Below are 26,827 nucleotides of genomic sequence, written 5' to 3' on the forward strand. Positions count from 1 at the left end.
CTCAAGCCTCAGGCACTCAGGGTGGCGCCGCCGTCGACGACCAGATCCTGCAGCGTGATGTGGCTGGCCAAGTCCGAGGCCAGGAAGAGGACGGTATGGGCGATCTCCGCCGGGGTGGCGATTTTGCGCAGGGGAATGCCGAGCTTGAACTGCTCCGGCAGCCCGGCAATGGTGCGGGCCATGGCCCCCTCGTCCGGCAGCATGCCGCGCAGCATGGGGGTATCCGTCGAGCCCGGCGACACCAGGTTGGCGCGCACGCCGAAGGGGGCCAGCTCCAGCCCTACCGTCTGGGTCAGGCTGGTGACCGCCGCCTTGGAGGCGCAATAGGCCGCCATCTGCATGCGCGGCACATGGGCGGCGTTGGAGCCTATGGTGACGATGGTGCCGCGCTGCTGCGCCTTGAAGTGGGGCACCAGGGCCCGCAGCAGATAGAAGACGCCGCTGGCGTTGACCGTCATGCAGTCGTGCCAGTCATCATCGGTCAGAGCGTCGGTGGAGCCGAGGCGCAAGACGCCGGCCCCGTTGACCAGCACATCCAGCCCGCCGTCCGCCAGCAGCGCTGCGCAGCAGGCGTTGACCGCCTTCGAGTCGCCAATATCGAGCAGCCGGGTGGCATAGGGGTAGTCGGCTTCGGGAAACGCCAGATCCAGCCCCACCACTGACGCGCCGGCCGCCACGAACTGCTCCGCCACCTCGCGCCCTATGCCACGGCCAGCCCCGGTCACCCAGACCCGCTTGCCAGTGAAATCAAACGCCATTTTTTGCTGATCCTTCGTCATCTTGCCCATCACCACACCATCTCCACGCTCTCTTCATCCTCGGAAAGCAGGCTGTCGAGGAAACGGCAGAAGTCGTCGAGGCGCGGGTGATCGAAGACATCGGAGACCTTGACATGCACCCCGAACTCGGCGCCGAGCCGGTTCACTATCTGGATGGTCTGCAGGGACTGCCCCCCCAGCTCGAAGAAGTTGTCCGCAGGCGCCATGGTGGCCAGCCCCAGGATCTGCTGCCAGATGGCGCCGACCCTGTTCTCGGTTTCACTGCCGAGGGCCAGTGCCTCATCCGTGGACTGGTACTGAGCCAGCAGGGCCTTGCGATCCAGCTTGTTGGAGCCGGTGCGGGGCAGCTGGTCATAGTGGCGATAGTCGGTGGGGATCATGGCGGCAGGCAGCACCTTGGCCAGCTGCGCCTTGATGACCCGGCTGTCGCGCTCCGGCCCGGCCACGAAGGCCACCAGCCGGCGCACGCTGCCGATGCTCACCCCCTGCACACAGGCCTCATCCACCCCCGGCAGGGCCAACAGTTGGGCCTCCACCTCACCGGGCTGGATGCGATAGCCGCTTATCTTGAATTCGTTGTCGCGCCGGCCCAGATAAACCAGCCGGCCGGACACCAAGCGCACTCGATCGCCGGTGCGATAGACGGGCATCTGCTCCGCGCCAACCCGCAGGGTATCGAAGCTGCCTTGCACGCCCCCCACATAGCCGTTGGCCAGCTGTGGGCCGAGCAGCACCAGCTCACCCTCGATGGCAGGTTGCTCCCCCGCCCCCAGAATGAGCGCCTGCATGCCGGGCAGCGGCAGGCCTATGGGCAGCTGGGCCTGGTTCGGATCTTCCTGCTGCAGCTCCTGGGTGGTCACCACCACTGTCGTCTCGGTGGGGCCGTAGGTGTTGAAGAGGCGCACATCGGTGCGGCCCTGGCGCTGCCACTGGGCCAGTTGCTCGGGGTAGACCGCCTCGCCGCCTATGATGACGGTGGCCAGATTGGCCGGGATATGGGCCTGACCCGCCGTCAGCGCCACCACCCACTCGTTCCAGAACGCGGTGGGCAGATCGAGATGGGTGATCCCCATCTTCTCCACCCCGGCCGCAAAGGCGGGCATGGATTCGAGCAGGGCGTCGGTGCGCAGCACCAGGGTGGCGCCAGCGCTCAAGGTGGCGAACACCTCCTCTATGCTGGCGTCGAAGTTGAAGGGGGCGAATTGCAGCATCCGCGCGTCTTCATCCAGGTGATAGCGGCAGCGGGCGGCGGCAGCGAAGTGATCCAAGGCGCCGTGGCTGACCGCCACCCCCTTGGGCAGACCGGTCGAGCCCGAGGTGAACATCAGGTAGGCGACGGCGCGGCCGGCGGCAGGCTGATTGAGCCGATCGTCGCTCACCAGGTCCCCCGCCAGCAGGGTGCGGCCCTCAAACAGGCTGGCCAGCTTGTGACGATACTCGGCCTGGGTGATCAGGGTCTTGACCTCCCCCAGCCGCAGTATATTGCCCTGGCGCTCCAGCGGCTGCTCGGGGTCGAGGGGCACATAGACGGCGCCCGCCAGCAGCACCGCTAGCTGGGCGAAGATGGCCTGGGAGCTGCGGGCCAGCATGACACCAACCCTGTCCCCCGGCTGCACGCCGGACGCCTGCAGGGCGGCCGCCATCTGTTCGGCTCTGGCCAGTAGCGCCTCGTAGCTGACGCTCACCTCCCCTTGCTCCAACGCAATCTTGTTCGGGGTCTGGGCGGCGAAGTGGCAGAGCGCCTCCAGCACCGGCCGCACCTGGAGAGCCTCGTGAGCGGGGCCGGCGATCAGGGCCCTGGCCCGCTGCTCGGCCAGCCAGTCGGCCTTGAGCGTTCCCAGGGACTGGGCGGGCTCGGCCAGCCAGCGCTCCAGCAGGGCGAACAGGGTATCGGCGATGGCCGCCAGATCCGCCTGCCGGTAGCAGCCGGGGTTGGCGTCCAGATCCAGGCGTGGCTGGCCATCGGCGCCGACCTGCACCTCTATGGTGAGATCCTCCACCGGGCCGGCGCTGATGTTGAGAATATGGGCGCTGAGCGGCCCGAAACGGCGGGCGTGATCGAAGGGCATTATGTTGACCAAGGGGCCGAACAATCGCTTGTCGCCCCCCACCAGGCCAAGGTCGCGGCGCAGCAGCTCGTAGCGGTAGTGCTGGTGCTTGCGCACCCCTCGCTTGGCCTTGGCCACGGCGCCGGCGGCTCCCGCCAGACTCAGCCCCTCTTCGAGCTCCAGAGCAAGGGGGGTGATGTTCATCTGCATGCAGGGCACGGTCAGCGACGCCGAGCCGATGCGGTTCATCATCATCAGGCCGAGCAGGGTCTGGCTCTGGCCGCTCGACAGCGACAGTTGGGCCGAGAGGCCGGCCAGCAGAAGATCGGGCCAGCCCAGCTTGTGCTCGTCGGCAAAGCCGGTCAGGGATTGCCAGAGCGCCGCGGGCAGCGGGCGGCTCTCGCGGATAAATTCGGCGGCAATCGGCGCCCGTAACGAGCCAAAGGATGTCACCTCGGGCCAGCCTTGCAGCTGCTCCTGCCAGAAGACACGGGCGGCGGCGTTCTTGCCGCTCTGCTCGCGGCTCGCCTCTTCGGCCAGCACCTCGGCCAAAGAGCCGAAGGGGGATGGGGAGTCCATCTCACCGGCCAGCCCCTCTGCATACAGCTCGGCGATGCGCTGGAACAGCAAGGTGGTGCCAAAGCCGTCCAGGGCTATGTGGTGCACACAGCTGTAGAGGTAATCGCGGCCGGGGCCGCGCAGCAGGGCGAAGCGGCAGGGGGCCTCCTCGGTCAATGTGAACGGACGGCGCAGATCGGCCCAGGCCCAGGCGCGGGCCAGCGTCTCGTCGTCGCGCTCGAGGGAGACCTCTTCATAGGCCAGGGGCAGCTCGTGCGAGACGAAGCAGACCGCCTCCCCATCCTGCTCGAAATGGCCCTTGAGCGCCTCGCACTCCCCCACCGCCTTGGCAAGGGCCGCGGCCAGCACAGCAGCCTCGACCTTGCCATCGAAGGCGATGCACTCGGCGGTGTTGAACATCGCCTTGTCGTCATTGAGCCGATGTCCGGACCAGAGCCCCTGCTGGGGTATGGTCAAGGGGAAGCGGTTCATGGGGTCACCTCCAGAGCCTGGGCTGCCAGCCTGGCCTCTATGAGGCGCCACCAGCCGTTGAGGGTCGGCAGCTTGGCGAGTTCCACGAAGCCGAGCTCCACCCCGGCCGCGCGCCACTCGGTGAGCAGGGACATGATACGCACCGAATCCAGACCGTAGTCGATGAGGTTCTCGTCCGGGTCAAACTCCCCTTCGTCCTCGTCGATATGACTCAGCAGCCGCGCCTTGAGCCCCTCGTAGGTCAGTAATGGATTGGTCAGCAACGGATTGGTGGACAACGGATTGTTCTGGGCGGCCGAAGCCGGAGCGAGCGCCAGCACCTCCTCACAGCAGATCACCTTGCCGCAGCGGGTCGCCACGTAGTCCAGCGCCATCTGGTGATCGGCCAGGGAGAAGTCCGCCACCCCGTCCGCCAGGAAGAAGGGCTGGATGTCGCGCATGAAGGCATCGCAGGCGGTCATCATACAGCCGATGTGGCCGTAGATGCCGCCTATGATGAGCTGATCCCGGCCTTGGGCCTTGAGCATCTGTTCGAGCTCGGAGCGCTGGAAGGCGCTGTAGCGCCACTTGACCAGCACAATATCGTCAGGCTCCGGGCGCAGCCCTGCCACCACCTGCTGCTGCTCGGGACTCTTGTTGAGCCCCGGGCCCCACATGTCGTTGAGCAGGGCCCTGTCCTCGGGGGATTGATCCTTGGGCTGGGCGGTGTAGAAGACCGGAATGCCGAGGGCCTTGCACTGCTTGCGTACCGCGGCGAGCCGCTCGGTCAGTGCGGCGATGAGGGGGCTGTTATCACCATAAAACGCGGTGAAATACTCCTGCATGTCGTGGATCAGCAGGGCGGCGCGTTTGGGATCCAGGGTCCAGTTGACCTTGTTGGCCTTCCACTGGCTGGGCATGGCGTAGTTGTTCAGGGTTGGGATAGCCATAACGTCATGATTCCTTTTTAGTTTTAAGCTGTGGTCAGGGGTTGGCTGGCGGCGATGATCTCGGCGATACGCGCGCGCAGCCCCTGCTTGTCAATCTTGCCCACCGCCGTCATGGGCAGGGCGTCCAGGGTTTCGAAACGGTCGGGCAGCTTGAAGTCCGCCACCCCGCGCTCGCGCAGAAACTTGCGCAAGGCGAGCGGCTTCAAGGCGGGATCCGTGCTGACGATAAAGGCGCAGCTCTTCTCCCCCATGGCGCTGTCAGGCATGGAGACCAGGGCCGCCTGGGTGATGGCCGGGTGGTGCAGCAGCTGGTTTTCCACCTCTTCCGCCGCTATCTTCTCGCCGCCTCTGTTGATCTGATCCTTCTGTCGCCCCACGACCGTGAGGTAACCATCGGCATCCTGTACCACCAGATCTCCGGAGCAGTAGAAGCCCTCGCTATCAAACACCCGGGCGTTGTGAGCCGGGCTCTGGTAGTAGCCGCGGAAGGTATAGGGACCGCGGGTGTGCAGGGCACCGGGCTGGCCCGGGGCGACCGGATTGCCCGCCTCGTCCAGCACGCGCACCTCGTCGTCCGGGCTCATGGGACGGCCCTGGGTGTGGATCACCTTCTCGTCGGGGTCGTCCAGCCGGGTGTAGTTGACCAGCCCCTCCGCCATGCCGAACACCTGCTGCAGCCGGCAACCGAGCAGCGGGGTGATCTTGCGCGCCACCGCTTCGGCGAGCTTGGCGCCGCCCACCTGCAGCAGGTCGAGGCTCTCAAGCTGACTGCGGACGGACGGATCAGATTCGGCGGCCTGCAACCAGAGGGAGACCGCCGGCGGCACCAGGGAGCAGAGGTTGACCTGGTGGCGGGCGATCAGCGGGAAACAGCTGATGGGGCTGGGATCGGGGGCGAGCACCACTGTGCCGCCTGCCTCGAACACCCCCAAGGCCCCGGGGGAGCTCAGGGGGAAGTTGTGGGGGGCTGGCAGGGCGCACAGATAGCGGGTATGGGGGCCGAGGCCACAGATCTCGTTGCTGCGGCGCACGCTGTACAGGTAGTCATCATGGGTGCGGGGAATGAGCTTGGGGGTGCCGGTGCTGCCACCGGAGAGCTGGAAGAAGGCCACCTCGTCCGCCGGAGTCGGGCCATGGACGGGGATGACCAACTCTTCGGCCCTGGCCAGATCACTCAGCCAATGGGTCAGCCCCAGCTCCCCGCTCTCGCCATCGAGCAACACCAGCTCGGCGCCTATGCCTAGCAGCAGATCACTGTGGCGATCCCCGCTGGCAAACAGCGGATGGGCGAGCGAGCCGATAAAGAGGCGGGGCCGGATCTGTTCGGCGTAAGAGGCCAGCTCCAGCCGGTTGTGGCTAAAGAGGGCGTTGACCGGGGCAATGCCGACTTTGAGCAGGGCGAAGAACACCAGATAGAACTCGGCCACGTTGGGGAGCTGCACCAGGGCTGTATCCCCCACCCCCAAGCCGTGGCGGGCCAATCGCCCGGCCAATCGACTCGAGGCGGCGTCCAGCTCCCTATAGCTGAAGCTGCGCTCGCCGCAGAGAATGGCGACCGCATCGGGGGCCAGCTCGCACTGGCGCGCCAGCATGGCGGTCAGGGGCTCGCCGCGCCAATGACCCTTGGCGCGGTACTGCTGGGCCAGCTCCTCGGGCCAGCGGGTATAGGGCAGGAAACGGTTGGGCTGCGTCATTGCGCCACCTCCAGACTCAGGCCCAGGGCTTTCAACATGGTACCCAGCTTGGTGCCGGTCTCGGCCCACTCCATGGCGGGATCCGAGCCTGCCACTATGCCCGCGCCGGCAAACAGCTCCACCTGGTGGCCATCGAGCACGCCGCAGCGGATCACCACGGCCCACTCGCCGTTGCCCTGGCTGTCACACCAGCCGACGATGCCGCTGAACAGGGCTCGCCTGAAGGGCTCCTGCTCGCGGATGAACTGGCGCGCCAGATCCGTGGGATAACCACACAGGGCCGGGGTGGGATGGAGTTGGCAAGCAAGAGAGAGCACTGAGGCGTCGCTGCCGTGCAACTGGCCCGCTATGGGGGTACCCAGATGCCAGAGGGTGTCCGTGCTCATCAGGGTGGGACCTGGGGGGATCGCCAGCTCGCGGCAGTGGGGAGTCAGCACCCGGCGGATCTCGTCGATCACCAGGCGGTGTTCATGCTGATCCTTGCTGGACGCCAGCAGATCCCGGGCCACCGCCTCGTCCTGCTCCGGCTCGCTCGCCCGTCTGGCTGAACCCGCCAGCGGGTGGGTGAACACATCTCCCCCGCTGACCCGCAGCAGCAGCTCGGGGCTGGCTCCAAGCAGGCGGCGGCCCTGACCGAGCGGCAAGGAGAAGTGGAAGGCGTGGGGATTCTGGGCCATCAGACGGGCCAGCACCCGCTCGGGATCGGCGGGCTTGTGCAGGGTGAGGATCAGCTTGCGCGACAGCACCACCTTGGCGAGCTTGTTTTGGGCGAACGCATCCAGCGCCGCATTCACCGAGGCCTTGAATTCACCCGACGCGGGGGTGCTCTGCACCGCGATGACGCTGTTGGTCTCGGTGGCCTGCTCTTCTGGCGCGACGCGCTCCCCCCGCTCATAGCGGCCGGGCACATAGAGACAGGAGGCTTCCGCCGGATCGAAGGCGAAGGCACCGATGAGCAAGGGGTTGGCCTGGCCGGCGGCCCTGGCGGCATCGAGGGCCCGGGTTATCTGCTGCGCCAACAGAGGCCAGTCACCGGCTGGGGTCGCTATGGGTTGACCCAGGTCATAGGCACCAAGGCTCCCCTGACCCGAGGTAAACAAGAAGTCTGGCGGTGTGTCCGCCTCGGCAGGTGCGCCATTTTCCATTACACGAGTATTCACGTTACACCCTCAAAAAGATTCAAAATGATAATGATTATCAGTTTGATTTTGTGCGGCGGTAAAATACTCGCTTTGAAATCACGGGGTCAATGGGATTTTGAGTCGATAAAACAGGAGCTTGTCTGTGGGTATTGGCACTATGGCGCCGCGGCGGGCCTGCCGGCGCAGGGGGTGGCAACGCTACTCGAATGAACACGAATTGCCATCCCCATATGGGGGATGCGACAGAAACTGGGTCAGGCTGCCCCCACTGGCGGCCGACCCGCTTTGCCCCTAAGATGGCGCCATCTGTTGTTGCCACCCATTTGATGGAACCTTCCCATGTTAAAGCACCTGCTTCTGCTCCCCTTCGCCCTGCTGCTGGCGGCCTGCTCCCTCACCCAGTACAGCGTCAGCGAGGGCGAGATCAACCAGTACCTCAAAGAGCGAGTCGCCTTCGAGAAACAGCTGGGGATCCCCGGCATCATGTCGAGCAAGATCCGCCTGGACGACATGGAGAGTCGCATCGGTCGCACCCGCGCCGATCGGGTCGAGCTGGATGCCGCCGGTGATCTGGAGGTGGCGAGCCCCCTTGGCAGCCAGCAGATGAAGATCCGCCTCTCCCTCAGTGCCCGCCCGGACTATGTGGCCGAGCAGGGCGCCATCTACCTGCGTGACCTCGAACTCATCTCGGTCAAGACAGAGCCGGCCGACGTGGGGGCCGCCCTCACGCCGCTGCTGCCCACCTTCAACCAGTCCCTCTCCCTCTTCCTCTCCCAGACCCCTGTCTATCGGCTGGATGGCAATCGCAAGAACGAGGCCAGGATCAAGGAGAAGGTCGAGGCCCTCAAGGTGGAGCCCGGTCGTCTGGTGATCCCCTTCAAGCTGATGTAACCCCTGCTGCCGCGCCCCCCTCTCCCCAGACCCCAGGGGCGCGGTTTTTCGCTTCTAAAGTTCCCTCCCTTGCCTCATAATGCACACCATTCTCATTTAGATTCATGAGAAGCGTCATAATAAAATCAAACATATGGGTGAAAAGGACATGAGAAAAACCGTACTGGTGCAGGCGATCGCCTGTGCACTGCTCAGCAGCGCCGCGCACGCTGCCGTCAAGGTGGAAGACAAGACCTTCAACACCGCCGCCAGCATGCTGGCCTATACCGAATTCGAACTCTCCGGCGAGCCGCTGGCCGAAGCCCTGGGGCTGGATCTGGACGTGCTGGACGCCAACCGCGCCGATGAACCGACCCCGTTCGACTTCGCCGCCGGCATCGAATCCTACGAGTACTCCGAAGAGGCGATGTACGCCCTCAACTACCAGTCCGGCATGGGCCCGCACCTGGTGAACGGGCCGCAGAACCTGGCTCGTGGTGGCACCCTGGCCGACCTTGGCAAGCGGGTGCTGGTCATGGCCGATGCGGTCGGCTTCCCGGCCGATGAGGTGCCCCAAGGCATGTATCCCCTCTCCCTGCCCTATGCCTCCGCCAATCCGGAGTTCGCCCAAGCGGTGAACGCCGCCCCGGTCAACGGCGATCAGCTCACCATCAAGACCGCCAAGGGCACCGAGAAATCGGTCAAGACCCAGGTCCCGGCCTACTTCCGCGACTACGCCACCCTGCGCTGGAGCGGCAGTGACAACCTGCTGGTCCCGGCGGCCGTGGGCGGCATACTGCTCAAGGAAGTGATGTGGTCCCAGGACTTCCTGGGCGGCATGCACGTGGCCGAGAGCGATGAAGAGGTGGAAGCCGCGTCCGCCACCATGGATCAGGATGGCAAGCACAAGCTCGGCGTCTCCGCCGCCGACGGCTTCAACGGCATGATGCTGACCGAGCAGTCCATCGACAAGCTGGCCATACTGCAGGGCCAGCTCGGCTTCGATGGCAAGCAGCTCGGCGCCAGGATCAGCCCCCAGTACGATCCGGCCAAGGGTGTCGTCTACTTCCCCCATCAGGTGAAAGTGACCGAAACCAGCAAGAACGACGTCGGTGCCATCGGCAAGCTGGAGGTGGTGGACGGCTCCGCCCAGCTGCGCGATGCCTGGATGCTGCTGTGGCCGCTCTCCGAGTTCTACGCCTTCAGCGATCAGCGCAGCGCCAACACCAACCAGAACCCGGCCTTCCACGCCGTGTTTGACGGCGCCCCCTTCGCCGCCGCCCCGGCCGCCAACAAGGCCAATGATCTGGGCAAGGCAGTGGCGGGCAGCGATGCCTTCTCCCTGGCGCTGAACCTCTCCAACCTGACCTTCAAGAACCTGGCCGCCCTGCACTTCGAGCCCAAGGCCGGTACCCTGGTGGACAGCTGGCAAGAGGGCAAGCAGAGCGCTCACGTCACCACCTTCGACGCCGCCTACGCCCTGGTCGCCCTGCAGATCTTCCAGCGCGCCCAGGATGCCTTGCCGGTCGGTTACGCCGCAGGTGACAACGGCGAGCTGAACCTCAAGACCCAGCAGGGTCAACAGGCCCTCGAGCTGGTACGCAAGCAGGCTGACTTCATCCTCGGCAAGCTGGTGGGCAAGAACGGCCTGGTCCACGATGGCCTGACCCTGGGTGGGTCGCTGGATGCCGGTCAATCCATAGAGGCGCAATTTGCCGCCATCCGTGGCCTGACCGCCGCCTTCCTGGCCACCTCGGATGCCAAGTACCGCACTGCCGCACGGGATCTCTTCATCGCCACCGACAAGGCCTACTTCAATGCCAAGGCGGGTACCTGGCTGGCGGGCAAGCAGGGTGAATACACCCCCTGGACCCAGGCTGCCATCTCCGGCGCCCTGCGCTCTGCCATGCTGAACCTGCGCAACGAAGGGGCCGAGAAGGCACCCGAGCTGGAGCTGGCCAAGCTGACCGGCCAGTACGTCAGCTGGTTCCGTGGCACCGTCAACGGCGGCATGCAGATGGCCGAGTGGGTAGGCGACTCCGGCGAGAACGTCATCGACGGCGCCGGTGGTGACACCGACGAAGACGGCGTGCCCCAGGTGACTGCCGCGGGCGGCAAGCACGGCACCGCCATGGTGATGGCCGGCAAGGCCATCGTCAGCGAATAAGTCAGCGATGACCGCATGAAAAAGGGAGCCTTCAAGGCTCCCTTTTTGTTGGTCTCAGTCTCATCAGCCGAGCTTGGCCACCATCTCCTTGGTCACCAGCACTATTCCCTGCTCGGAGCGGTAGAAGCGACGGGCATCCTCGTCCGCGTTCTCCCCCACCACCAGGCCATCGGGCAGCTTGCAGCCCTTGTCCACCACCACCCGGCGCAGGCGGCAGCCCGCCCCCACTTCGACCCCGGGGAAGATCACCGCCTGATCCAGGGTGCAGAAGGAGTGCACCCGCACATTGGTGAAGAGCACAGAGTTCAGCACGAAGGAGCCACTGACGATGGAGCCGCCCGCAAACATGGAGTTGATGGTCATGCCGTGCTGGCCGTTTCTGTCCTGCACGAACTTGGCGGGGGGCGACATGTTCTGGCTGGTCCAGATGGGCCAGTTCTCGTCATAGATGTCGAGCTCGGGCACCACGGAGGCGAGATCCATGTTCGCCTCCCAGAAGGAGTCCAGGGTCCCCACGTCGCGCCAGTAGGGCTTTTGCCCCTCCTTGGCCCCGACGCAGGAGATGGTGAAGGGGTGCGCAAAGGCCTTGCCCTCTCCCACTATGCGCGGGATCACGTCCATGCCGAAGTCGTGCTTGGACTCCAGATTGTGGATGTCCTCCTCCAGCAGCTGATAGAGGTATTCCGCATCAAAGATGTAGATCCCCATGGAGGCCAGGGAGATCTGGTCATTGCCCGGCATGGCGGGCGGATTGGCCGGTTTCTCCACGAAGGCGCGGATCTTGCGCTGCTCGTCGATGTCCATGACCCCGAAGGCAGACGCCTCCGCACGCGGCACCTCGATGCAGGCCACCGTCACCTTGGCCCCGAGGCGCACGTGATCGAGCAGCATGGCGGCATAGTCCATCTTGTAGATGTGATCCCCCGCCAGCACCACTATGTATTTGGGGCCGTAGTCACGAATGATGTCGACGTTCTGGTAGATGGCATCGGCGGTGCCGCGATACCAGTGCACCTCGTCCACCCGCTGCTGGGCGGGCAGCAGATCGATGAACTCGTTCATCTGATAGCGCAGGAAGGACCAGCCAGATTGCAGATGGCGCAGCAGGCTGTGGGACTTGTACTGGGTGACCACACCCACCCGGCGAATGCCGGAGTTGATGCAGTTGGAAAGCACGAAATCGATGATGCGGAACTTGCCGCCGAAATGGACGGCGGGCTTGGCGCGATTGTCGGTCAACTGCTTCAGGCGACTACCGCGTCCCCCTGCGAGCACCAAGGCCATACTCTGATTCAATAGTTGCCGTGCTTTGGCTGTGTCTACGGGTTCTAGCAACATATCTACCTCTGCTCTGTTGGGGCTGTTTTCAACCCATCTTCGCTTTTTTTGCGAACTGTGAAAGTGTTTTCACTCACATTTAGTGGCTTTCCGACGGTCCTTTTCATGGAGTTGCGTGAGTACTCAAGCTTTGTGCCGGCGGCTTGGTTAGAATTTCTACATCACGAGCATCATCAAGGATGAAACGATGTTGAATAAACACGAGGGAAATCTGCTGCTGGTCAGCGCCCTGGTCTGCATTCCCATGCTGTTGCTGCAGGGACTCTGGCTTGCGCCTCCGGCCTCCCCCCTCACCCTGCTGCTGGTCCTGATGACCACCCTCATCGGCTTCGCCCTGCTGCTCTTTCTCACCCACAGCGTGCGCAAGGGGGAGCGGGAGAGGCAGGAGCAGCGCTGGCTGCTGGCGCTGCAACAACGGGATCCCGCCATGCTGGAGAGCCCGCAGGCACAAACGGCGCTACGCCAGTTGCTTGCCTCCTTCAGTGAAGCCGAACTCGATGCACATCGCCAGATAAGCGAACTGCAGCAGCAGGCAACCCAGGACGAGATGACGGGCCTGCGCAACCGTCATGCATTCAGGCGCGATCTCACCGAGCTGCTGCTGCAGGAGACGACCCAGACCGCCATCCTGGTGCTGATCCGCGCCACCGAGCTTGCCCGCCTCAATGCCCAGCGCGGCTTCCAGTCCGGGGATGCCTACATCAGGGATATTTCCAACCTCATCAATCTGGTGGTCAACCGCTTTCCCGGGCATCAGGTCTATCGCATCTCGGGCTCTGATTTTGCGGTGCTGCTCCCCTCTGACATCAACATTCCGCCCCATTTGCTGGGGCAGGAGTTCAAGCGGGCCTTCGATCATTATCATCGGGAACGGGAATTGGAAAATGTGGCCTACACAGGGCTGACCCAGCTCTCCCGCGCGCAGAATATCGAGGCTATCCTGGCCCGCGCAGATCTCGCCCTGGCACGGGCTCAGACTGAGACCATCAACGGCTGGGCCATCCAGCAACATGATCACTCCAGCAACCTCCATGGCCAGCAGCACTGGAAGAGAGTGCTGGAGGATCTATTGTCGCAGCCGGATTGCATCACCCTCTTCAGCCAGCCGGTGCAGGCGTTCAATCGGGACATGGTGCCCTACCAGGACATCTCTGCCCGCTTCAGCAATCGAGAAGGCATACAGCTCCCCACAGACACGCTCTTTGCCATGGCACAGCGACTGGAAATGCTGATGCGGCTGGAGCAGATGCTGATCACCCATGTCATGCGCCAGTATCGCGCCTTCGACCTGCAGACCCACCGCTGGGGGCTCAACCTCTCCAGCTGCCTGCTGCAAAACAGCGCCTTTTTGATCTGGTTTGATCACCAGCTGCAAAAGGATGCGAACATCAGCGCCAATCTGGTCTTCGCTCTGGATGAAGAGCACCTGAAACACAACATGAACGGTGGAAAGCGGCTGTTTGAACTGCTCAGGCGCCATGGCAGTCGCTCCACCATTCGCAACTTTGGCAAGGGGATGGACTCCTTCACCCTGCTTCATGAGCTGAGGCCGGATTATGTGAAGCTGGATCCGCTGCTGCTTGGCACCCTGGAACGGGACATCGCCAACCAGCAGTTCGTGCGGATGATAGTCGACGTCTCCCATCGCATGGGCTGTCTGGTGATAGCGGAAGGGGTGGAGGAGCTCGGTCAGAAGCAGTTGTTGCAAGGCATGTATGTGGACGGATTGCAGGGGTATCTGATCGCACGGCCCCAGGAGCTGAGGCCTGACATTCCCCATCCGGGGGTCTTCACTGGGGACGTTTCAACTTCAGCAGGGTCAGAATGATGTCATTGAGCTGGCGATAGCGCTCCAGCTCCTTCTGATCGTAACGGGTCGCCAGCATGGTCGGGTTGTGGCGGTTCTTGAGGTAACGGTTGATCTGCAGACGATTGAAACCGGCCACCTTGTAGACCTGACCGAGCAAGGCATTGAGCTCCTCGTCCGCCAACCCCGCCCGGGCCAGATAGTCCTCCTGGGACGGGCTCTCCAGCTGGCAGCTCTGCTTGTCGAGGTGGCCGCTCTCCTGCAGATAGGCGAGCCACTGCTCCACGTAGAGCGGCTTGCAACCGGCCAGCAGATCGAAATAGCCCACCGCATCGCAGCGGCAGCCGGTCAGCAGCACCAGGGCCAGGGCATCGCTGTCGCATTGTAAGGTCACGGGACCGCTCTGGCCCCAATCCAGCGCCTGCACCCGGATCCGGGCCCGCCCGCCCGCCGCTGTAGTCACGTCAAAGACAAACATGGCACCTCCCGATCGGCAAAGGGTTGATGATGACCCATCTCGGTGACGGGTGCAAAGCCAAATCGCCCGCTCATCTTGGCGCCCTTGCCGGGCATAAAAAAACCGACGGCCTCGCAGCCGTCGGTTCTGGTCTCGACGATGGCCCGCATCGGGGCCATCAGTGCAGCACAGTTCAGGCGTCCAGCTCAACCAGCGCCTTGGCCAGCTCGATGGGTTCGAGCTCCTGGCCTTCCAGATCGGCGTTCCAGTTCGGGCCGACCAGCACATCGTCTTCGTCCAGATCGTTGATCCAGATGTCGAGAAACTCTTCGAGCTCGATCACTTCCGGCTCGTAATCCGCCCACTCGTCCACGCAGTGCAGACGGGCATCACCCTCGGCAGACCAGAGCGGCATGACGTCGGCATCTTCGAACTCGGCGGAGCGGCACACCACCCAGTCTTCACCGTAACGCAGACCCCACACCTGACCCGACTCGCGGACTTCTTCGATGAACAGCTGGAAATTGGCGTCAAGATTGTCAGTTAGTTTGCTCATGGGGGTCTCTCTCTTGCAGGCGGTCGGCCAACGCTGGCCAATAATGGGGCTGATGGTGTCCCAAAAGCCCCCCAGACTCAAGCCTTATCCCCAAAAAGGCGGGGATAAGCGCCATCAGGTTCGATATTGGGCGACCAGGGCCCCCAACTCATCGCAAGAGAGCGCCAGCTGGCTTGCCGCCTGCTCGGTCAAGCGGTTCTGGGCCAGGGCATCCGCCGCCAGCTCTGTGATGGCCACCAGCCGCTGGTTGATCTCCTCGGCCGCCCGGCTCTGCTCGGCGGCGGCCGTGGCGATCTGGCTATTCATGGCATTGATGGTGTGCACTGATCCATCGATGGCATGAATGGCACCGTCGGCATCACCGGCCCTGTCCGCTGTCGAGCGGGAGAGTTGCTGCAACTGGGTGATGCCGCTGACCACCCGGCCCGCCCCCTCCTGCAGCCGCTGGATCATCTGCCGGATCTCGTCGGTGGAGCTGTGGGTGCGGGTCGCCAGGGTGCGCACCTCGTCGGCCACCACAGCGAAGCCACGCCCCTGCTCGCCGGCCCGGGCCGCCTCGATGGCGGCATTGAGGGCCAGCAGGTTGGTCTGCTCCGCCACCCCCCGGATCACGTCGAGCACGGAGCCAATCTGCTGGGTCTCCTGCTCGAGCTGGCTCACCGCCTGCACCGTCTCCACCATCTCGTCCGCCAGCTGGCTGATGGTCTCCCTGGTCTGGGCCACCACCTGACGCCCGTGCTGGGCGAGATTGAGCGCTGAGTCAGCCGCCTCGGCGGCCTGGGCCGCGTGCTGACCCACCTCCCGGCTGCTCACCGTCATCTGCTCCATGGCGCTGGCCACCCGCAGGGTGTCCTGCTCCTGGCCGGTGACGATGGCGCCGGTCCGGTCGACGATCTGGGCCAGCTGGTGCGCCTGCTCCCGGTTCTGGGCCGTGATCTGCTGGCTGCGCCCCACCAGCTGCGCCATCTGGCCGGCGAAGAGGTTGAAGTTGACCGAGAGCTGGCTCAGTTCGTCCCGGCCCGACTCCGGCAGCCGAAAACGCAGATCACCCTCCCCCCTGGCGATGTTGCCGAGGGCCGATACCGACTGGGAGAGGGGCACCACTATGCTGCGCACTATGAGCCCGACCACGGCAAACAGCAGTATGGCCAGCACCAGGCCTATCCCGAGCAGGGTGCGCAGCACCTCCTGATACTGGGCCTCGACGTCGTCCACATAGACGCCGGTGCCGATGATCCAGTCCCAGGGGGCGAAGCGCTTGATGTAGGAGATCTTGCGCACCGGCTCCTCCACCCCGGGCTTGGGCCAGTAGTAGGCCACCTCTCCCACGCCCTGCGCCCTCGCCAGATCGGCGAAGGCGACGAACAACCTGAGCCCCTGCTTGTCCTCCACCCCGGAGAGATCCTTGCCGTCCAGCTCGGGTTTCATGGGGTGCATTACCATGGTGGGGTGGCTGTCATTGATCCAGAAGTAATCCTCCTCGCCATAGCGCAGCCCCTTGATCGCCGCGAGGGCCTCGGCCTTGGCGCGCCCCTCGTCGAGCTCCCCCTTGCGTACCCTGGCCTCGAATCCGGCCACCAGGCTGTAGGCGGTCTCGACCTGAGCCCGGGTCTGACGGCTCTTCTCCCCCATCAGCCCCTGCTGATAGATCTGCAGGCAGAAGAACAGCAGCAGTCCCAGCAGCGCCAGCACCATCAGGGTCACCAGCGACAGGCGCCGGCCGATACTCCATTGTCTCAACATACCCTAGTCCCGAACCAGCTACATGTTGTTAACAAGGTATGTCGCCTTGGCGCGGCCTGTCCACGATGACAGCAAAAGCAGTGCCAAAAACATGATCCAGCCCCAAAAACAAGAAAGGGTGCCCAGTGGCACCCTTTCTTGTTGTCGACTGGATGACGCTATCAGCGCTCCCAGTACACCTCTTCCAGGCTGTCTTCCTTCTCCGGCAGGCCGCGGGAGAGACGCGGGCTGCTCTGGGCCAGCACCTCGTAGCTCACCCGGTTGGCGTACTTGCACACCTGGGCCAGGGAGGAGTAGGTGAGGAACTCGGAGAGGTGCTTGGCGGAGTTCGGCACATTCATGCGGTGATAGGCGTTGGCCACCATGTCGTGCAGCACCGCGGACAGGGCGCCATCCCCGGCGCCATTGGTGTTCTTGATCTTCTCCGGGCCGCCCATGTAGGGGGAGATATGGGAGTAGATCCGCGCCGGATTGCGGCACTTCTCGCGGGCCATGGGGCGGCTGAACTCATACATGTTGAACTCGGGGATCACCCCGGGCAGCAGGGTATGGGTGGTCTCGCGCTTGTAGTCTTCCTCGGTGTAGCTCGCCATGTAGAGGCCGATGGGACCGGCGGTGCAGAGCACCATATCGGCCCAGTCCAGCGCCTTGTCGGCGGCGCCGAGCGGGTCTTTGATCCCGGTCAGGGCCTCGGCCTCGTCCTCGTTCATGGCGAGCACTGTCACGTTCTCGCTGATGAAATCACGCCACCACTGGGGGTTCTCGTCGATGACGAAACGGGTGCCCAGGGTCAGCACCACGGGCACACCGGCCTCGCGGGCATAACGGACGGCAGCCATGGCCGCCTCCTTCATGGGAGTGCCGTCTGCGCCGCGCACCAGGTAGGCGGTGATCACCAGGGCGGAGGAGTCCTTGATGATGGCTTCCGGGATGTGCGCCACGTCCAGGTGGTCCATCTTGCCGGCGTTGATGCCAAAGCTGCGCTCGCCCCCTTCGGTGATGAAGGTGAAGCAGCGACCGACAGGGCCGTCCACCGGCTGCAGGTAGTCGAGGTTGACCCGGGACGAGGTGTTGCACAGATAGCGGTAGGCGTAGCTGCCGATGCGGATGTCCTGGCTCATCACCCCGAGCAGGATGGAGTGGGAATCGGCCAGCACAGAGTAGTTGTGCATGGTGTTGCCTATAGTGCCGCCGGCAAACTCGCTCACCACCATGTTGTTGGCCTTGAGCTCTTCATAGACCCGCTCGGCCACGTCGTCGGAGATGAGCATGGAGTGGCCCTTGCTCAGGCCGTACCGGTTCAGAAAGTCCTCGTCCACATGGGCTTCGATATCCACCAGAGTCTGATCTATACCCACCACATAGGCCTTGCCCAGTTCGGTGAGCTGGGGATTTTGCGGGATCAGGGGATCACGCCTGTCGACCGGGAAGTAGTGTTTGGACTTGCGCTGACCGGGAAATTTCATGGCAATCTTCTGTGCTCTGGGGGAAAGAGGGGCGGGATTTTAACACAATCCACCCCGCCGAAAAGTCGCCCGATTAAAATATGGGGTCAGTATAGGCAAGGGTTTGCGAGGAAAACGTTTGATCTTCCCCCCTCAAAAAACCACCTCGCGCTGAGGTGGTTTTTCGCACTCAAGTGGCCTCTGGCCTCAGCCGAATGACAGCCCCTGCACCAGCGCCAGCACCGAGAAGAGCCCCAGGGACAGCCAGAAGAAGAGGGTGCCAAACAGGCGCGGCTTGTTCGGCGCCTTGGGGATCTGGATGCCGATGGCGTGCAGTATGCGCCCCACCAGCAGCAGCGCCCCACCCAGGTGCAGCCAGAGCGCCCCCACCCCGGCCAGCTCGCACAGGGCCATCAGCAAGAGGGTGAGCGGCACGTACTCGGCGAAGTTGCCGTGGGCACGGATGGCGGAGAGCATCTCGGGCGCCTCCCCTTCCCCTATCATCACCTTGAACTGGGCCCGGCGCTTGAGCAGCAGGAACAAGAGCCCCAGCAGGCCGCCGTAGATCAGCGTGATATGCATCATCAAGACACTCCTTTATCGTTGAACCCGAACACCCGGCGCGCGCCATCGCGGCCGTGAAGCCCCCTCACGCCAGCTCGCGGCAGATCAGCGACACCATCATGCGGATGTGGGCCTGATCGCTGTTGAGGGCCGGTATGTAGTGGAACTGCTCTCCCCCCGCGTCCATGAAGACGGCGCGGTTCTCGACCTGGATCTCCTCCAGGGTCTCGAGGCAATCCGCCGAGAAGGCCGGGCAGATCACATCGAGCCGCTTGACCCCTTGTTCCGCCAGCTGGGCTATGGTGACGTCGGTATAGGGCTTGAGCCACTCCTGCTTGCCAAAGCGGGACTGGAAGCTGGCACTCCACTGCTCGGGGGACAGACCCAGCGCCTCCGCCAGCAAGGCGGCGGTGCGGCGACACTGATGACCGTAAGGGTCCCCCTCGTCCTCGCTGCGCTGGGGAATGCCGTGGAAGGACATCAGCAGGTGCTCACCCTGTCCCTGCTGCTCCCACTGGCGGCGCACGCTCATGGCCAGTGCCTGGATGTACTCGGGGTGGTTGTGATAGTCGCGGATGAGGCGCATCACCGGCAGGTGGCGCTCCTTCTTCATCACCCGGGCCCAGCCGTCGAACACGGCGGCCGTGGTGCTGGCGGCATACTGCGGATAGAGCGGCAGCAGTATCACCCGGTTGACCCCCTGGGCCTTGAGCGCCTGCCAGCCCTCGTCGAGGGAGGGCGAGCCATAGGTCATGGCCAGCACCACGGGCACATCGACCCCTTCCCGCTTGAGCTCCTGCTCCAGCGCCGCCCGCTGCCGCTGACTGATGGCCATCAGGGGCGAGCCCTGTTCGGTCCAGACCTGCTGATAGAGCTTGGCGACCCTGGGGGCCCGAAACGGCAATATGGCGAAAGTCAGCAGCGGTGCCCACAGCAGGCGAGGTATCTCGACCACGCGCGGGTCCTGCAGGAACTGACTGAGAAAGGCCTTGACGGCCGCCGAGGTTGGCGCCGCTGGGGTCCCAAGATTGACGAGCAAGATCCCGGTTTTCGTGGTCACGTTAGCGTCCTGTCGTGGGGTGTTTGTGTTGCTTGTGATAATGCAAGAAAGGGCCCTGTGTGGACCCTTGTCTCAATGTCGTTGCCAGGCGATCGCCCTTGGCGTGGCAAGAGGATTGCCAGCACGCCGGGCAATGTCGGTGGCAAGACCAGCTTTAGCCGAGGATCGCCGCCAGCTGCTGGCTGACCTGATCCACCGGCTGGGTGCCGTCGATCTTGACGTAACGGGTGTTGCCCGCTTCCGCTTCCTTGCCGTAGAAGCCGATGAGCGGTGCGGTCTGCTGATGGTAGACATCCAGACGCTTGCGAACCGTGGTCTCTTCGTCGTCGGCACGGATCACCAGATCCTCGCCGGTCACGTCATCCTTGCCTTCCACTTTCGGCGGGTTGAACACCACGTGGTAGGTACGGCCGGAGCCGGAGTGCACGCGGCGACCGCTCATGCGCTTGACGATCTCTTCGTCCGGCACCGCGAATTCCAGCACGAAGTCCACCACCACACCGGCATCCTTCATGGCTTGCGCCTGGGGGATGGTGCGGGGGAAGCCGTCCAGCAGGAAGCCGTTGGCGCAATCCGGTTGCGCGATACGTTCTTTGACCAGGCCGATGATGATGTCGTCGGAGACGAGCTGACCTGCGTCCATCACGGCCTTGGCCTTGAGGCCCAGCTCGGTACCCGCCTTGATCGCCGCACGCAGCATGTCGCCGGTGGAGATCTGCGGAATACCGTGTTTTTCCATGATGAACTGAGCCTGGGTACCTTTGCCGGCACCCGGTGCTCCCAACAGAACAATGCGCATACACGCTCCTAATTGATTGGTTATTCAATTCTTGAGAAGGCAAAAAACTACACGTTTTCGCCCATATTAACAAGCTCGCCCCGTGTGAGTGGCCAGATTATCACCAGCCCCTGGCGCCGTCTCTGCGACCAAAGACGCAGGCCCCTGCCACGAAAAATGATTGAAAATGCAGCAGACACTCAGGGCGGACAACGCCGCCCCGGGGCGGCGTCGGCCAAAAAAAAGCCCACTGCCTTGCAGTGGGCCAATTACATCACGCCTGGAGTAGCAGACGGTTGATACGGGAGACGAAGCTCGCCGGATCATTGAGGCCGCCCTGCTCCGCCAGCTGGGCCTGCTCGTGCAAGAGGCTGACCCACTCACCGAACAGCGCCTCGTCTTCGATGGTGTCGAGCTTCTTCACCAACGCGTGGTCGGGGTTGAGCTCCAAGATGTACTTCTGCTCCGGTACCGGCTGGCCGGCGGCGCGCATCAGCTTGATCATCTGAGTGCTCATGCCGTGGTCGTCGGTGACGATGCAGGAGGGGGAGTCGGTCAGGCGGTGGGTGACACGCACCTCTTTCACCGCATCGGCCAGGCTCTGCTTGACCCGCGCCACCAGACCGGCGTTGGCTTTTTCAGCCTCCTCCTGGGCTTGCTTGGACGCCTCGTCCTCCAGCTCGCCCAAGTCCAGCTCGCCACGGGTGACGGAGACCAGCTGCTTGCCGTCGAACTCGGTGAGGTGGCTCATCAGCCACTCGTCCACCCGCTCCCACATCAGCAGCACTTCGACGCCCTTCTTGCGGAAGATCTCGAGGTGCGGGCTGTTCTTGGCCGCGGCATAGGAGTCGGCGGTGATGTAGTAAATCTTCTGCTGGCCTTCCTTCATGCGGCCAACGTAATCCTCAAGCGAGACGGTCTGGGCTTCGCCCTCGCCGGCGGTGCTGGCAAAGCGCAGCAGCTTGGCGATCTCCTCGCGGTTGGCATAATCCTCGGCCGGGCCCTCTTTGAGCACGTTGCCGAACTCGCTCCAGAACTTGGCGTACTTCTCGCTATCGTCCTTGGCCAATTTGTTCAGCATGGTCAGGACGCGCTTGGAGCAGGCCTTGCGCAGGGAGGCGGTCACCTTGTTGTCCTGCAGGATCTCGCGGCTGACGTTGAGCGGCAGATCGTTGGAGTCCAGCACCCCTTTGACGAAGCGCAGGTAGGTCGGCATAAACTGCTCGGCGTCGTCCATGATGAAGACGCGCTGCACGTAGAGCTTGAGGCCGTGCTTCTGCTCGCGGTTGTAGAGATCGAAGGGCGCGCGGGCCGGGATGTAGAGCAGGCTGGTGTACTCCTGGGCCCCTTCCACCCGGTTGTGACCCCACAAGAGCGGGTCTTCGAAATCATGGGCGACGTGCTTGTAAAACTCCTGATACTCCTCGTCCTTGATGTCTTTGGGGTTGCGGGTCCAGAGCGCGGTGGCGCGGTTGACCTGCTCCCACTCGCCCGGGGTACCGACTATGGTCTCGCCATCTTCTTCGCGATCCGGGGTGCCCTCCTTGTACATCTCCACCGGCACAGAGATATGGTCGGAATACTTGGCGACCACGGCGCGCAGGCGCCAGTCGTCCAGGAACTCCTCTTCCTCGGCACGCAGGTGCAGGATGACGTCGGTGCCGCGCCCTTCTTTGGTCACGTCAGCGACCGTGAAGGAGCCTTCCCCTTCCGATTCCCACTGTACGCCCTGGCCCGGCTCTGTGCCGGCGGCGCGGGAGATGACGGTCACCTTGTCGGCGACGATGAAGGCGGAGTAGAAGCCCACCCCGAACTGACCGATCAGCTGGGAGTCCTTGCCTTGATCACCGGAGAGGTGCTTGAAGAACTCGGCGGTACCGGATTTCGCTATGGTACCCAGGTGCTCGATCACCTGGTCCCGGGTCATGCCGATGCCGTTGTCCGAGATGGTCAGGGTCTTGTTCTCTTTGTCCACCACCAGGCGCACGCGCAGCTGGCCGTCGTTTTCGAACAAAGAGGCATCGGAAAGCGCCTTGAAGCGCAGCTTGTCCGCCGCATCGGAGGCGTTGGAGATAAGCTCGCGCAGGAATACTTCTTTGTTGGAGTAGAGGCTGTGAGCCATCAGGCTCAGCAGTTGTTTGACTTCAGTCTGAAAGCCGTGGGTTTCGGCGTGAACACTTTGGGTCATCGACCAGTCCTCAAAACGTCGGGTTGAACAGATTCCCAACCTAGATGGGGTTGGCCCACCAAATATCAAGGGGCTTGCGTGCAAACTTGAGAGCAAAGTTGCACACTGGCCCCTGGTGGCGGGCTTGGCTGCCCATTTTTCGTACCATCCAGCCAAACCAGTTTATGAGCCGTCGCGAGAAGCCGTCAGCAAGGTATCGATCCGCGCAGGAACCGGAACGTATAGGTATACGTGAGCCCCTGGTTTCACATAAGCGAGCAGCACATGAGCCTTGATCACGGTTTCGCAGCAGGCCCATAAGCAGGTTTAGATGCGCTGACGCCCCATCAGGGAGTGAGACAGCGTGGTGCCATCCACCAGCTCCAGCTCGCCACCCACCGGCACCCCGTGGGCGATGCGGCTCACCTCCACCCCGGCGGCGCGGGCCATGTCGGCGATGTACCAGGCGGTGGCATCCCCCTCTATGGTGGGATTGGTGGCGAGGATCAGCTCCTTGATGTGCTCATCCTTGAGGCGCCGCTCCAGGATCTCCAGCCCCAGCTCCTCCGGGCCTATGCCGTCCAGCGGCGACAGATGGCCCATCAGCACGAAGTAGCGGCCGGAGAACTGGCCGGTCTGCTCGATGGCCGCCACGTCTGCCGGGCTCTCCACCACGCAGAGCAGACCGTTCTCCTCGCGCTTGGGATTGGCACAGATCTCGCAGCGATCGTTCTCGGTGAAGGTGCGGCAGTGGCTGCAATGACCGATTTCGGTCAGCGCCCGATTGAGCAGGGAGGCTAGACGCAGGCCGCCGCTGCGCTCGCGCTCCAGCAGGGTGAACGCCATGCGCTGGGCCGACTTGGGGCCCACGCCCGGCAAGACCTGCAGCGCCTTCATCATCTCATCGAGCAGGGGACTGAATTTCATGGAGATTTCCTTTAAAGCCGCGCCGAAGGGAGGAGTCGGCCCGCTTGCCTGACGCGGTGCCGACGCCTCCATCCGAACCTATCTTGTTGGCGCAGGACTATACCCGAGCCGCCCCCAGCCGCCAATGGCAGATCCCGCCAAATGGCCCCTCCCCCTTGCCACACAGCTCCCCGGCAAACCGGGCGAACCGGGCGGCGCCCCGCTTTCCAGGCCCATGCAGACCCCGCATGGCCATCCAGGGCTCACAAGGCGATAAAAAGCGCCTAGGTCGTTTAGTCTTTTTATTCGATTGAACGGTATCGTTAAGTAAAACCAAACAAAAATCCCTCCCCCGATGCCAGCGCCCCTGGACGCGGCCCACTGCAAGGGCGCTATCAGGGCACCCAATAAGCTGCGCCGTCACCGCCCCGCCGATTATCTCACCTGATGCCCCTCATCAATACCGAACGGGGCCCGCCTCGCAGAGCTGTGCCGTCACTGTCCCGTCGATTCCCCCTACCCTATGTCTACCATCCGATACCGAACGGGCCCACCTCGCAGGATCGCAAAGAAGCGCCGCGTCTGGCACTCAAACCGGTGCGAGATCAAGGTAATGGGGGCCACTGACCCGATAAACTTGGCCCCCGCGGCAGGGCCGACTCTCCTCTTTTCCCTGCCAAGCCAAGGCCCCTTCCCCTCCCGGCGCCGCCCATTGCAACACTGTTCGTTGCACCCTGAGGCCGACGCCGTGGCGGCAGGCCAGCAGACGGGAGTTCGATATCGCATGACATCCCTCAAGATGATCGCCGGATGGCCGCCCCTGCGGGCCCTCCCCTGCCCTCTTGTCATCATGGAAGGCTATCTGCCCCCTTGTTATCAGGGAGGGGCGCCTGCCCCTCTTTGGATGGCGTCATGACGGCCCGGACCCAGACGCCTTCCAGGCTGCGCCGCGAATTTCATATGGACGGTATAGTGCAGGGGGTCGGCTTTCGCCCCTTCGTCTATGGGTTGGCGCTGCGCCACGGCCTTGCCGGCTATGTCTTGAACGACGCCAATGGCGTCACCATAAGTGCCGAGGGTTCCCCCGAGCAGCTGGCAACCTTTGCTCGCGAATTGCGGGAGCTGGCGCCGCCGCTTAGCCGAATCGATCGCTTCAGCGAGCGTGCACTTCCCCTTTGCCATGATCCTGACTATGACGGCGCCTTTCATGGCCAGTTTCGAATTAAAGCCAGCCAGCAGCAGAGCGCCGCTACGGTCGCCATCTCGCCGGATCAGGGAATGTGCGAGGCGTGCGCCCGGGATGTGGCCAACCCTGCGGATCGCCACCATTACTACCCCTTTACCAACTGCACCCACTGCGGCCCGCGCTACACCATTATCCGCCGCCTCCCCTACGACAGACCCCACACCGCCATGGCGGGCTTTACCATGTGCCCGCGCTGCGCTGCGGCCTATGAAAACCCGCTGGACAGACGCTACCATGCCCAGCCGGTGAGCTGCCCCGAGTGCGGGCCCCATCTCAGCTGGCGCAATGGCAATGCCTTGGCCGAGCGGGAGGATGCCTTGCAGGCCGCCGCCCGTGCCCTGCAAACGGGCAAGCTTATCGCGGTCAAGGGGATGGGGGGTTATCACCTGATATGCGATGCGCGAAGCGAGTCCGCCGTGGCACGGCTTCGCGAGCTCAAGCGGCGCGAGCGCAAGCCGCTGGCGGTGATGATGGGCTCCCTTGCCGAGGCCAGGCGCCATGTCACTGGTTGCGAGGCGGAGTGGAAGCTGCTCGCCTCTCAGGCCAGACCCATCACCTTGCTGCGCAAGCGCACCAAGGATGATCGGCTCTCAGAATCCCAACACACCGCGGCCCCATTGGCCGACGGGATAGCCCCCGGCATTCCCTACCTCGGGGTTATGCTCCCCTATACCCCGCTCCATCAGCTGTTGCTGGACGCCTGCGCCATGCCGCTGGTGGCCACCAGCGCCAATGGTCGCGGCAGCCCGATCCTCATCGAATGCGAGGCGGTGGTCAGGGAACTCGGCAGCGAGATTGACGGCATCCTGGATCACAACCGACCCATCCTGCACCCCTGCGACGACAGTCTGGTGCAGTGGGCAGGCGGGCGGAGCCAGACCCTGCGCCTCGCCCGGGGTTATGCTCCCTGCACCCCCAGCCTGAAGCAGGCGGTCAAGGTGCCGCTGCTGGCGGTCGGGGCGCAGCAGAAGAACCAGCTGGCGCTGGCCTTCGGCCGCCAGCGCATCTACAGCCCCTATATCGGCGATCTGCACAGCCTGCCGATGCAGGGCCACTTCGAGCAGACCCTGGCGACCTTCCGCGAACTCTACGATCTCAAACCCGAACTGCTGGTATCGGATCGCCACCCCGGCTATCTCAGCCACCAGTGGGCCAAGGGCTATTGCCGCGATCACAATGCAACCCATCTCGAGGTGCAGCACCATCACGCCCACCTGCTCGGGGTGATGGCCGAACATGACATCACGGGCCCTGTGCTGGGTTTTACCTTCGACGGCACAGGCCTTGGGGATGACGGCACCCTCTGGGGTGGCGAGCTGCTGCTGGCCGATGTGAAGGGCTTCGATCGTGTTGCCCACCTCGCGCCTTTCAAGCTGATCGGCGGCGAGGCGGCGATTCGCGAGCCGGTGCGCCAGCTGCTAGGGCTGCTGTTCGAATCCTATGGCGTGGCAGAGATCAGCGCCCTCGATATTCCGGCGATCAACAAACTGCCCCTTGAGCGGATCAGCAACCTGCACCAGCTCTGGCATCTTGGTCGCAACGCCCCCCATACCAGCTCCATCGGTCGCCTGTTCGATGCCGTCGCGGCGCTGCTGGGGGTGATCGATACCCCCGACTACGAGGGAGAGGCGGGGCTCTTGCTGGAGGCAGCGGCCTTGCAGCTTTCCCCCGATGAACTGCCCTTCCCCCTCACCTTTGGCCTGAGCCTATCAGCGGAAGGGCCACTGCAGATCGAGTGGGCCGAACTGCTCAATACCCTTGTCGGCGAGCGGCGCAAAGGCACCTCGACCGCCAGCCTGGCAGCCGGTTTTATCCGCGCTATCAGCGCTCTGGTCGTTGCCCTGGCCGAGCGCTTCCCCGGTTATCCGGTGGCGCTCGGGGGCGGCGTCTTTCAAAACCGGGTGCTGATGGACCAGCTGGTGCCCGCTCTCGAAGCGGCTGGCCGGCAGGTATTGACCAGCGAAACCCTGCCGCTCAATGACGGTGGCATCGCCGCCGGTCAGCTCTGGTTTGCCATCCACCATATTGCCACGCACCAGCCTGCCACAACCGGTTGTGCCACCTTGTCGGAGTCCTGAAAT

19 protein-coding genes are annotated in these 26,827 nt (G+C 63.7%); 4 read left to right on the forward strand and 15 right to left on the reverse strand.

The window, feature by feature from the left end:
* Positions 1 to 8: 8 nt before the first annotated feature.
* Genes amoA through G4923_RS10910 form a run of 5 tightly spaced genes read right to left on the reverse strand, consistent with a single transcriptional unit; the run spans position 9 to position 7,660 of the window.
* Complete coding sequence (gene amoA / locus G4923_RS10890) at positions 9 to 758, reverse strand: amonabactin biosynthesis protein AmoA (RefSeq protein WP_111913637.1); 750 nt, start codon at positions 756 to 758, stop codon at positions 9 to 11.
* A 29-nt stretch (positions 759 to 787) separates the two neighbouring features.
* The gene (gene amoF, locus G4923_RS10895; RefSeq protein WP_163137035.1) at positions 788 to 3,877 is read right to left on the reverse strand and encodes an amonabactin biosynthesis non-ribosomal peptide synthetase AmoF; all 3,090 of its coding nucleotides are present in this window, start codon (positions 3,875 to 3,877) and stop codon (positions 788 to 790) included.
* Entirely contained in the window at positions 3,874 to 4,806 is a 933-nt protein-coding gene (locus G4923_RS10900) for an isochorismatase family protein (protein WP_111913631.1), read from the reverse strand. Before G4923_RS10900 ends, amoF begins: the two co-directional genes overlap by 4 nt.
* Before the next feature lie 23 nt (positions 4,807 to 4,829).
* Complete coding sequence (locus G4923_RS10905; protein WP_163137036.1) at positions 4,830 to 6,500, reverse strand: (2,3-dihydroxybenzoyl)adenylate synthase; 1,671 nt, start codon at positions 6,498 to 6,500, stop codon at positions 4,830 to 4,832.
* Entirely contained in the window at positions 6,497 to 7,660 is a 1,164-nt protein-coding gene (locus G4923_RS10910; protein WP_163137037.1) for an isochorismate synthase, read from the reverse strand. Before G4923_RS10910 ends, G4923_RS10905 begins: the two co-directional genes overlap by 4 nt.
* 321 nt (positions 7,661 to 7,981) lie before the next feature.
* Between G4923_RS10910 and G4923_RS10915 the strand changes: the two genes are divergently transcribed.
* Both G4923_RS10915 and G4923_RS10920 read left to right on the forward strand, forming a co-directional pair.
* Positions 7,982 to 8,533 carry a lipoprotein gene (locus G4923_RS10915; protein WP_163137038.1) on the forward strand — a complete coding sequence of 184 codons (552 nt, stop codon included), beginning with the start codon at positions 7,982 to 7,984 and terminating at the stop codon, positions 8,531 to 8,533.
* Positions 8,534 to 8,681: 148 nt separating this feature from the next.
* Positions 8,682 to 10,679 (forward strand): hypothetical protein, encoded by a 1,998-nt coding sequence (locus G4923_RS10920; protein ID WP_163137039.1) that lies wholly within the window; start codon positions 8,682 to 8,684, stop codon positions 10,677 to 10,679.
* A gap of 63 nt (positions 10,680 to 10,742) precedes the next feature.
* On the opposite strand, the gene glgC is transcribed toward G4923_RS10920, so the two are convergent.
* A complete protein-coding gene (glgC, locus tag G4923_RS10925; protein WP_106887061.1) occupies positions 10,743 to 12,017 on the reverse strand; it encodes a glucose-1-phosphate adenylyltransferase in 1,275 nt (424 codons plus the stop codon).
* A gap of 187 nt (positions 12,018 to 12,204) precedes the next feature.
* Here glgC and G4923_RS10930 point away from each other — a divergent pair, with 187 nt between their 5' ends.
* Entirely contained in the window at positions 12,205 to 13,845 is a 1,641-nt protein-coding gene (locus tag G4923_RS10930) for an EAL domain-containing protein (RefSeq protein WP_163137040.1), read from the forward strand.
* Here the strand turns inward: G4923_RS10930 and G4923_RS10935 are convergent.
* The 9 genes from G4923_RS10935 to recR form a co-directional block, all read right to left on the reverse strand.
* Positions 13,808 to 14,302: a hypothetical protein gene (locus tag G4923_RS10935; protein WP_163137041.1), complete on the reverse strand. Its 495-nt coding sequence runs from the start codon at positions 14,300 to 14,302 to the stop codon at positions 13,808 to 13,810. The two genes, G4923_RS10930 and G4923_RS10935, sit on opposite strands and share 38 nt — an antisense overlap.
* 172 nt (positions 14,303 to 14,474) lie before the next feature.
* Complete coding sequence (locus G4923_RS10940) at positions 14,475 to 14,837, reverse strand: DUF2750 domain-containing protein (RefSeq protein ID WP_010674427.1); 363 nt, start codon at positions 14,835 to 14,837, stop codon at positions 14,475 to 14,477.
* Between the two features lie 114 nt (positions 14,838 to 14,951).
* Positions 14,952 to 16,580, reverse strand: a complete 1,629-nt coding sequence (locus G4923_RS10945; RefSeq protein ID WP_240455288.1) for a methyl-accepting chemotaxis protein — start codon at positions 16,578 to 16,580, stop codon at positions 14,952 to 14,954.
* A gap of 161 nt (positions 16,581 to 16,741) precedes the next feature.
* Entirely contained in the window at positions 16,742 to 18,046 is a 1,305-nt protein-coding gene (locus G4923_RS10950; protein WP_106887064.1) for an inosine/guanosine kinase, read from the reverse strand.
* A 186-nt stretch (positions 18,047 to 18,232) separates the two neighbouring features.
* Positions 18,233 to 18,610 carry an MAPEG family protein gene (locus G4923_RS10955; protein ID WP_163137042.1) on the reverse strand — a complete coding sequence of 126 codons (378 nt, stop codon included), beginning with the start codon at positions 18,608 to 18,610 and terminating at the stop codon, positions 18,233 to 18,235.
* Positions 18,611 to 18,674: 64 nt separating this feature from the next.
* Entirely contained in the window at positions 18,675 to 19,649 is a 975-nt protein-coding gene (hemH, locus tag G4923_RS10960; RefSeq protein WP_025326668.1) for a ferrochelatase, read from the reverse strand.
* A 154-nt stretch (positions 19,650 to 19,803) separates the two neighbouring features.
* Positions 19,804 to 20,448 (reverse strand): adenylate kinase, encoded by a 645-nt coding sequence (adk, locus tag G4923_RS10965; RefSeq protein ID WP_106887067.1) that lies wholly within the window; start codon positions 20,446 to 20,448, stop codon positions 19,804 to 19,806.
* 253 nt (positions 20,449 to 20,701) lie between these two features.
* Positions 20,702 to 22,615 carry a molecular chaperone HtpG gene (gene htpG / locus G4923_RS10970; RefSeq protein ID WP_106887068.1) on the reverse strand — a complete coding sequence of 638 codons (1,914 nt, stop codon included), beginning with the start codon at positions 22,613 to 22,615 and terminating at the stop codon, positions 20,702 to 20,704.
* 306 nt (positions 22,616 to 22,921) lie between these two features.
* Entirely contained in the window at positions 22,922 to 23,521 is a 600-nt protein-coding gene (gene recR / locus G4923_RS10975; protein WP_025326665.1) for a recombination mediator RecR, read from the reverse strand.
* Positions 23,522 to 24,412: 891 nt separating this feature from the next.
* Here recR and hypF point away from each other — a divergent pair.
* Positions 24,413 to 26,824, forward strand: a complete 2,412-nt coding sequence (gene hypF, locus G4923_RS10980; RefSeq protein WP_163137043.1) for a carbamoyltransferase HypF — start codon at positions 24,413 to 24,415, stop codon at positions 26,822 to 26,824.
* Positions 26,825 to 26,827: the final 3 nt, after the last annotated feature.

This window comes from Aeromonas rivipollensis, assembly GCF_010974825.1.
GTDB classification, from domain to species: Bacteria; Pseudomonadota; Gammaproteobacteria; order Enterobacterales; family Aeromonadaceae; genus Aeromonas; species Aeromonas rivipollensis.

Bases quoted from the DNA above. Each gene is read 5' to 3' on its own strand.
- G4923_RS10905 (WP_163137036.1), bottom strand. From the start codon at position 6,500: ATGACGCAGCCCAACCGTTTCCTGCCCTATACCCGCTGGCCCGAGGAG.
- G4923_RS10945 (WP_240455288.1), bottom strand. From the start codon at position 16,580: ATGTTGAGACAATGGAGTATCGGCCGGCGCCTGTCGCTGGTGACCCTG.
- G4923_RS10915 (WP_163137038.1), top strand. From the start codon at position 7,982: ATGTTAAAGCACCTGCTTCTGCTCCCCTTCGCCCTGCTGCTGGCGGCC.
- G4923_RS10950 (WP_106887064.1), bottom strand. From the start codon at position 18,046: ATGAAATTTCCCGGTCAGCGCAAGTCCAAACACTACTTCCCGGTCGAC.
- hypF (WP_163137043.1), top strand. From the start codon at position 24,413: ATGACGGCCCGGACCCAGACGCCTTCCAGGCTGCGCCGCGAATTTCAT.
- G4923_RS10920 (WP_163137039.1), top strand. From the start codon at position 8,682: ATGAGAAAAACCGTACTGGTGCAGGCGATCGCCTGTGCACTGCTCAGC.
- amoF (WP_163137035.1), bottom strand. From the start codon at position 3,877: ATGAACCGCTTCCCCTTGACCATACCCCAGCAGGGGCTCTGGTCCGGA.
- G4923_RS10955 (WP_163137042.1), bottom strand. From the start codon at position 18,610: ATGATGCATATCACGCTGATCTACGGCGGCCTGCTGGGGCTCTTGTTC.
- G4923_RS10940 (WP_010674427.1), bottom strand. From the start codon at position 14,837: ATGAGCAAACTAACTGACAATCTTGACGCCAATTTCCAGCTGTTCATC.
- htpG (WP_106887068.1), bottom strand. From the start codon at position 22,615: ATGACCCAAAGTGTTCACGCCGAAACCCACGGCTTTCAGACTGAAGTC.
- G4923_RS10930 (WP_163137040.1), top strand. From the start codon at position 12,205: ATGTTGAATAAACACGAGGGAAATCTGCTGCTGGTCAGCGCCCTGGTC.
- G4923_RS10900 (WP_111913631.1), bottom strand. From the start codon at position 4,806: ATGGCTATCCCAACCCTGAACAACTACGCCATGCCCAGCCAGTGGAAG.
- recR (WP_025326665.1), bottom strand. From the start codon at position 23,521: ATGAAATTCAGTCCCCTGCTCGATGAGATGATGAAGGCGCTGCAGGTC.
- adk (WP_106887067.1), bottom strand. From the start codon at position 20,448: ATGCGCATTGTTCTGTTGGGAGCACCGGGTGCCGGCAAAGGTACCCAG.
- G4923_RS10935 (WP_163137041.1), bottom strand. From the start codon at position 14,302: ATGTTTGTCTTTGACGTGACTACAGCGGCGGGCGGGCGGGCCCGGATC.
- amoA (WP_111913637.1), bottom strand. From the start codon at position 758: ATGGCGTTTGATTTCACTGGCAAGCGGGTCTGGGTGACCGGGGCTGGC.
- glgC (WP_106887061.1), bottom strand. From the start codon at position 12,017: ATGTTGCTAGAACCCGTAGACACAGCCAAAGCACGGCAACTATTGAAT.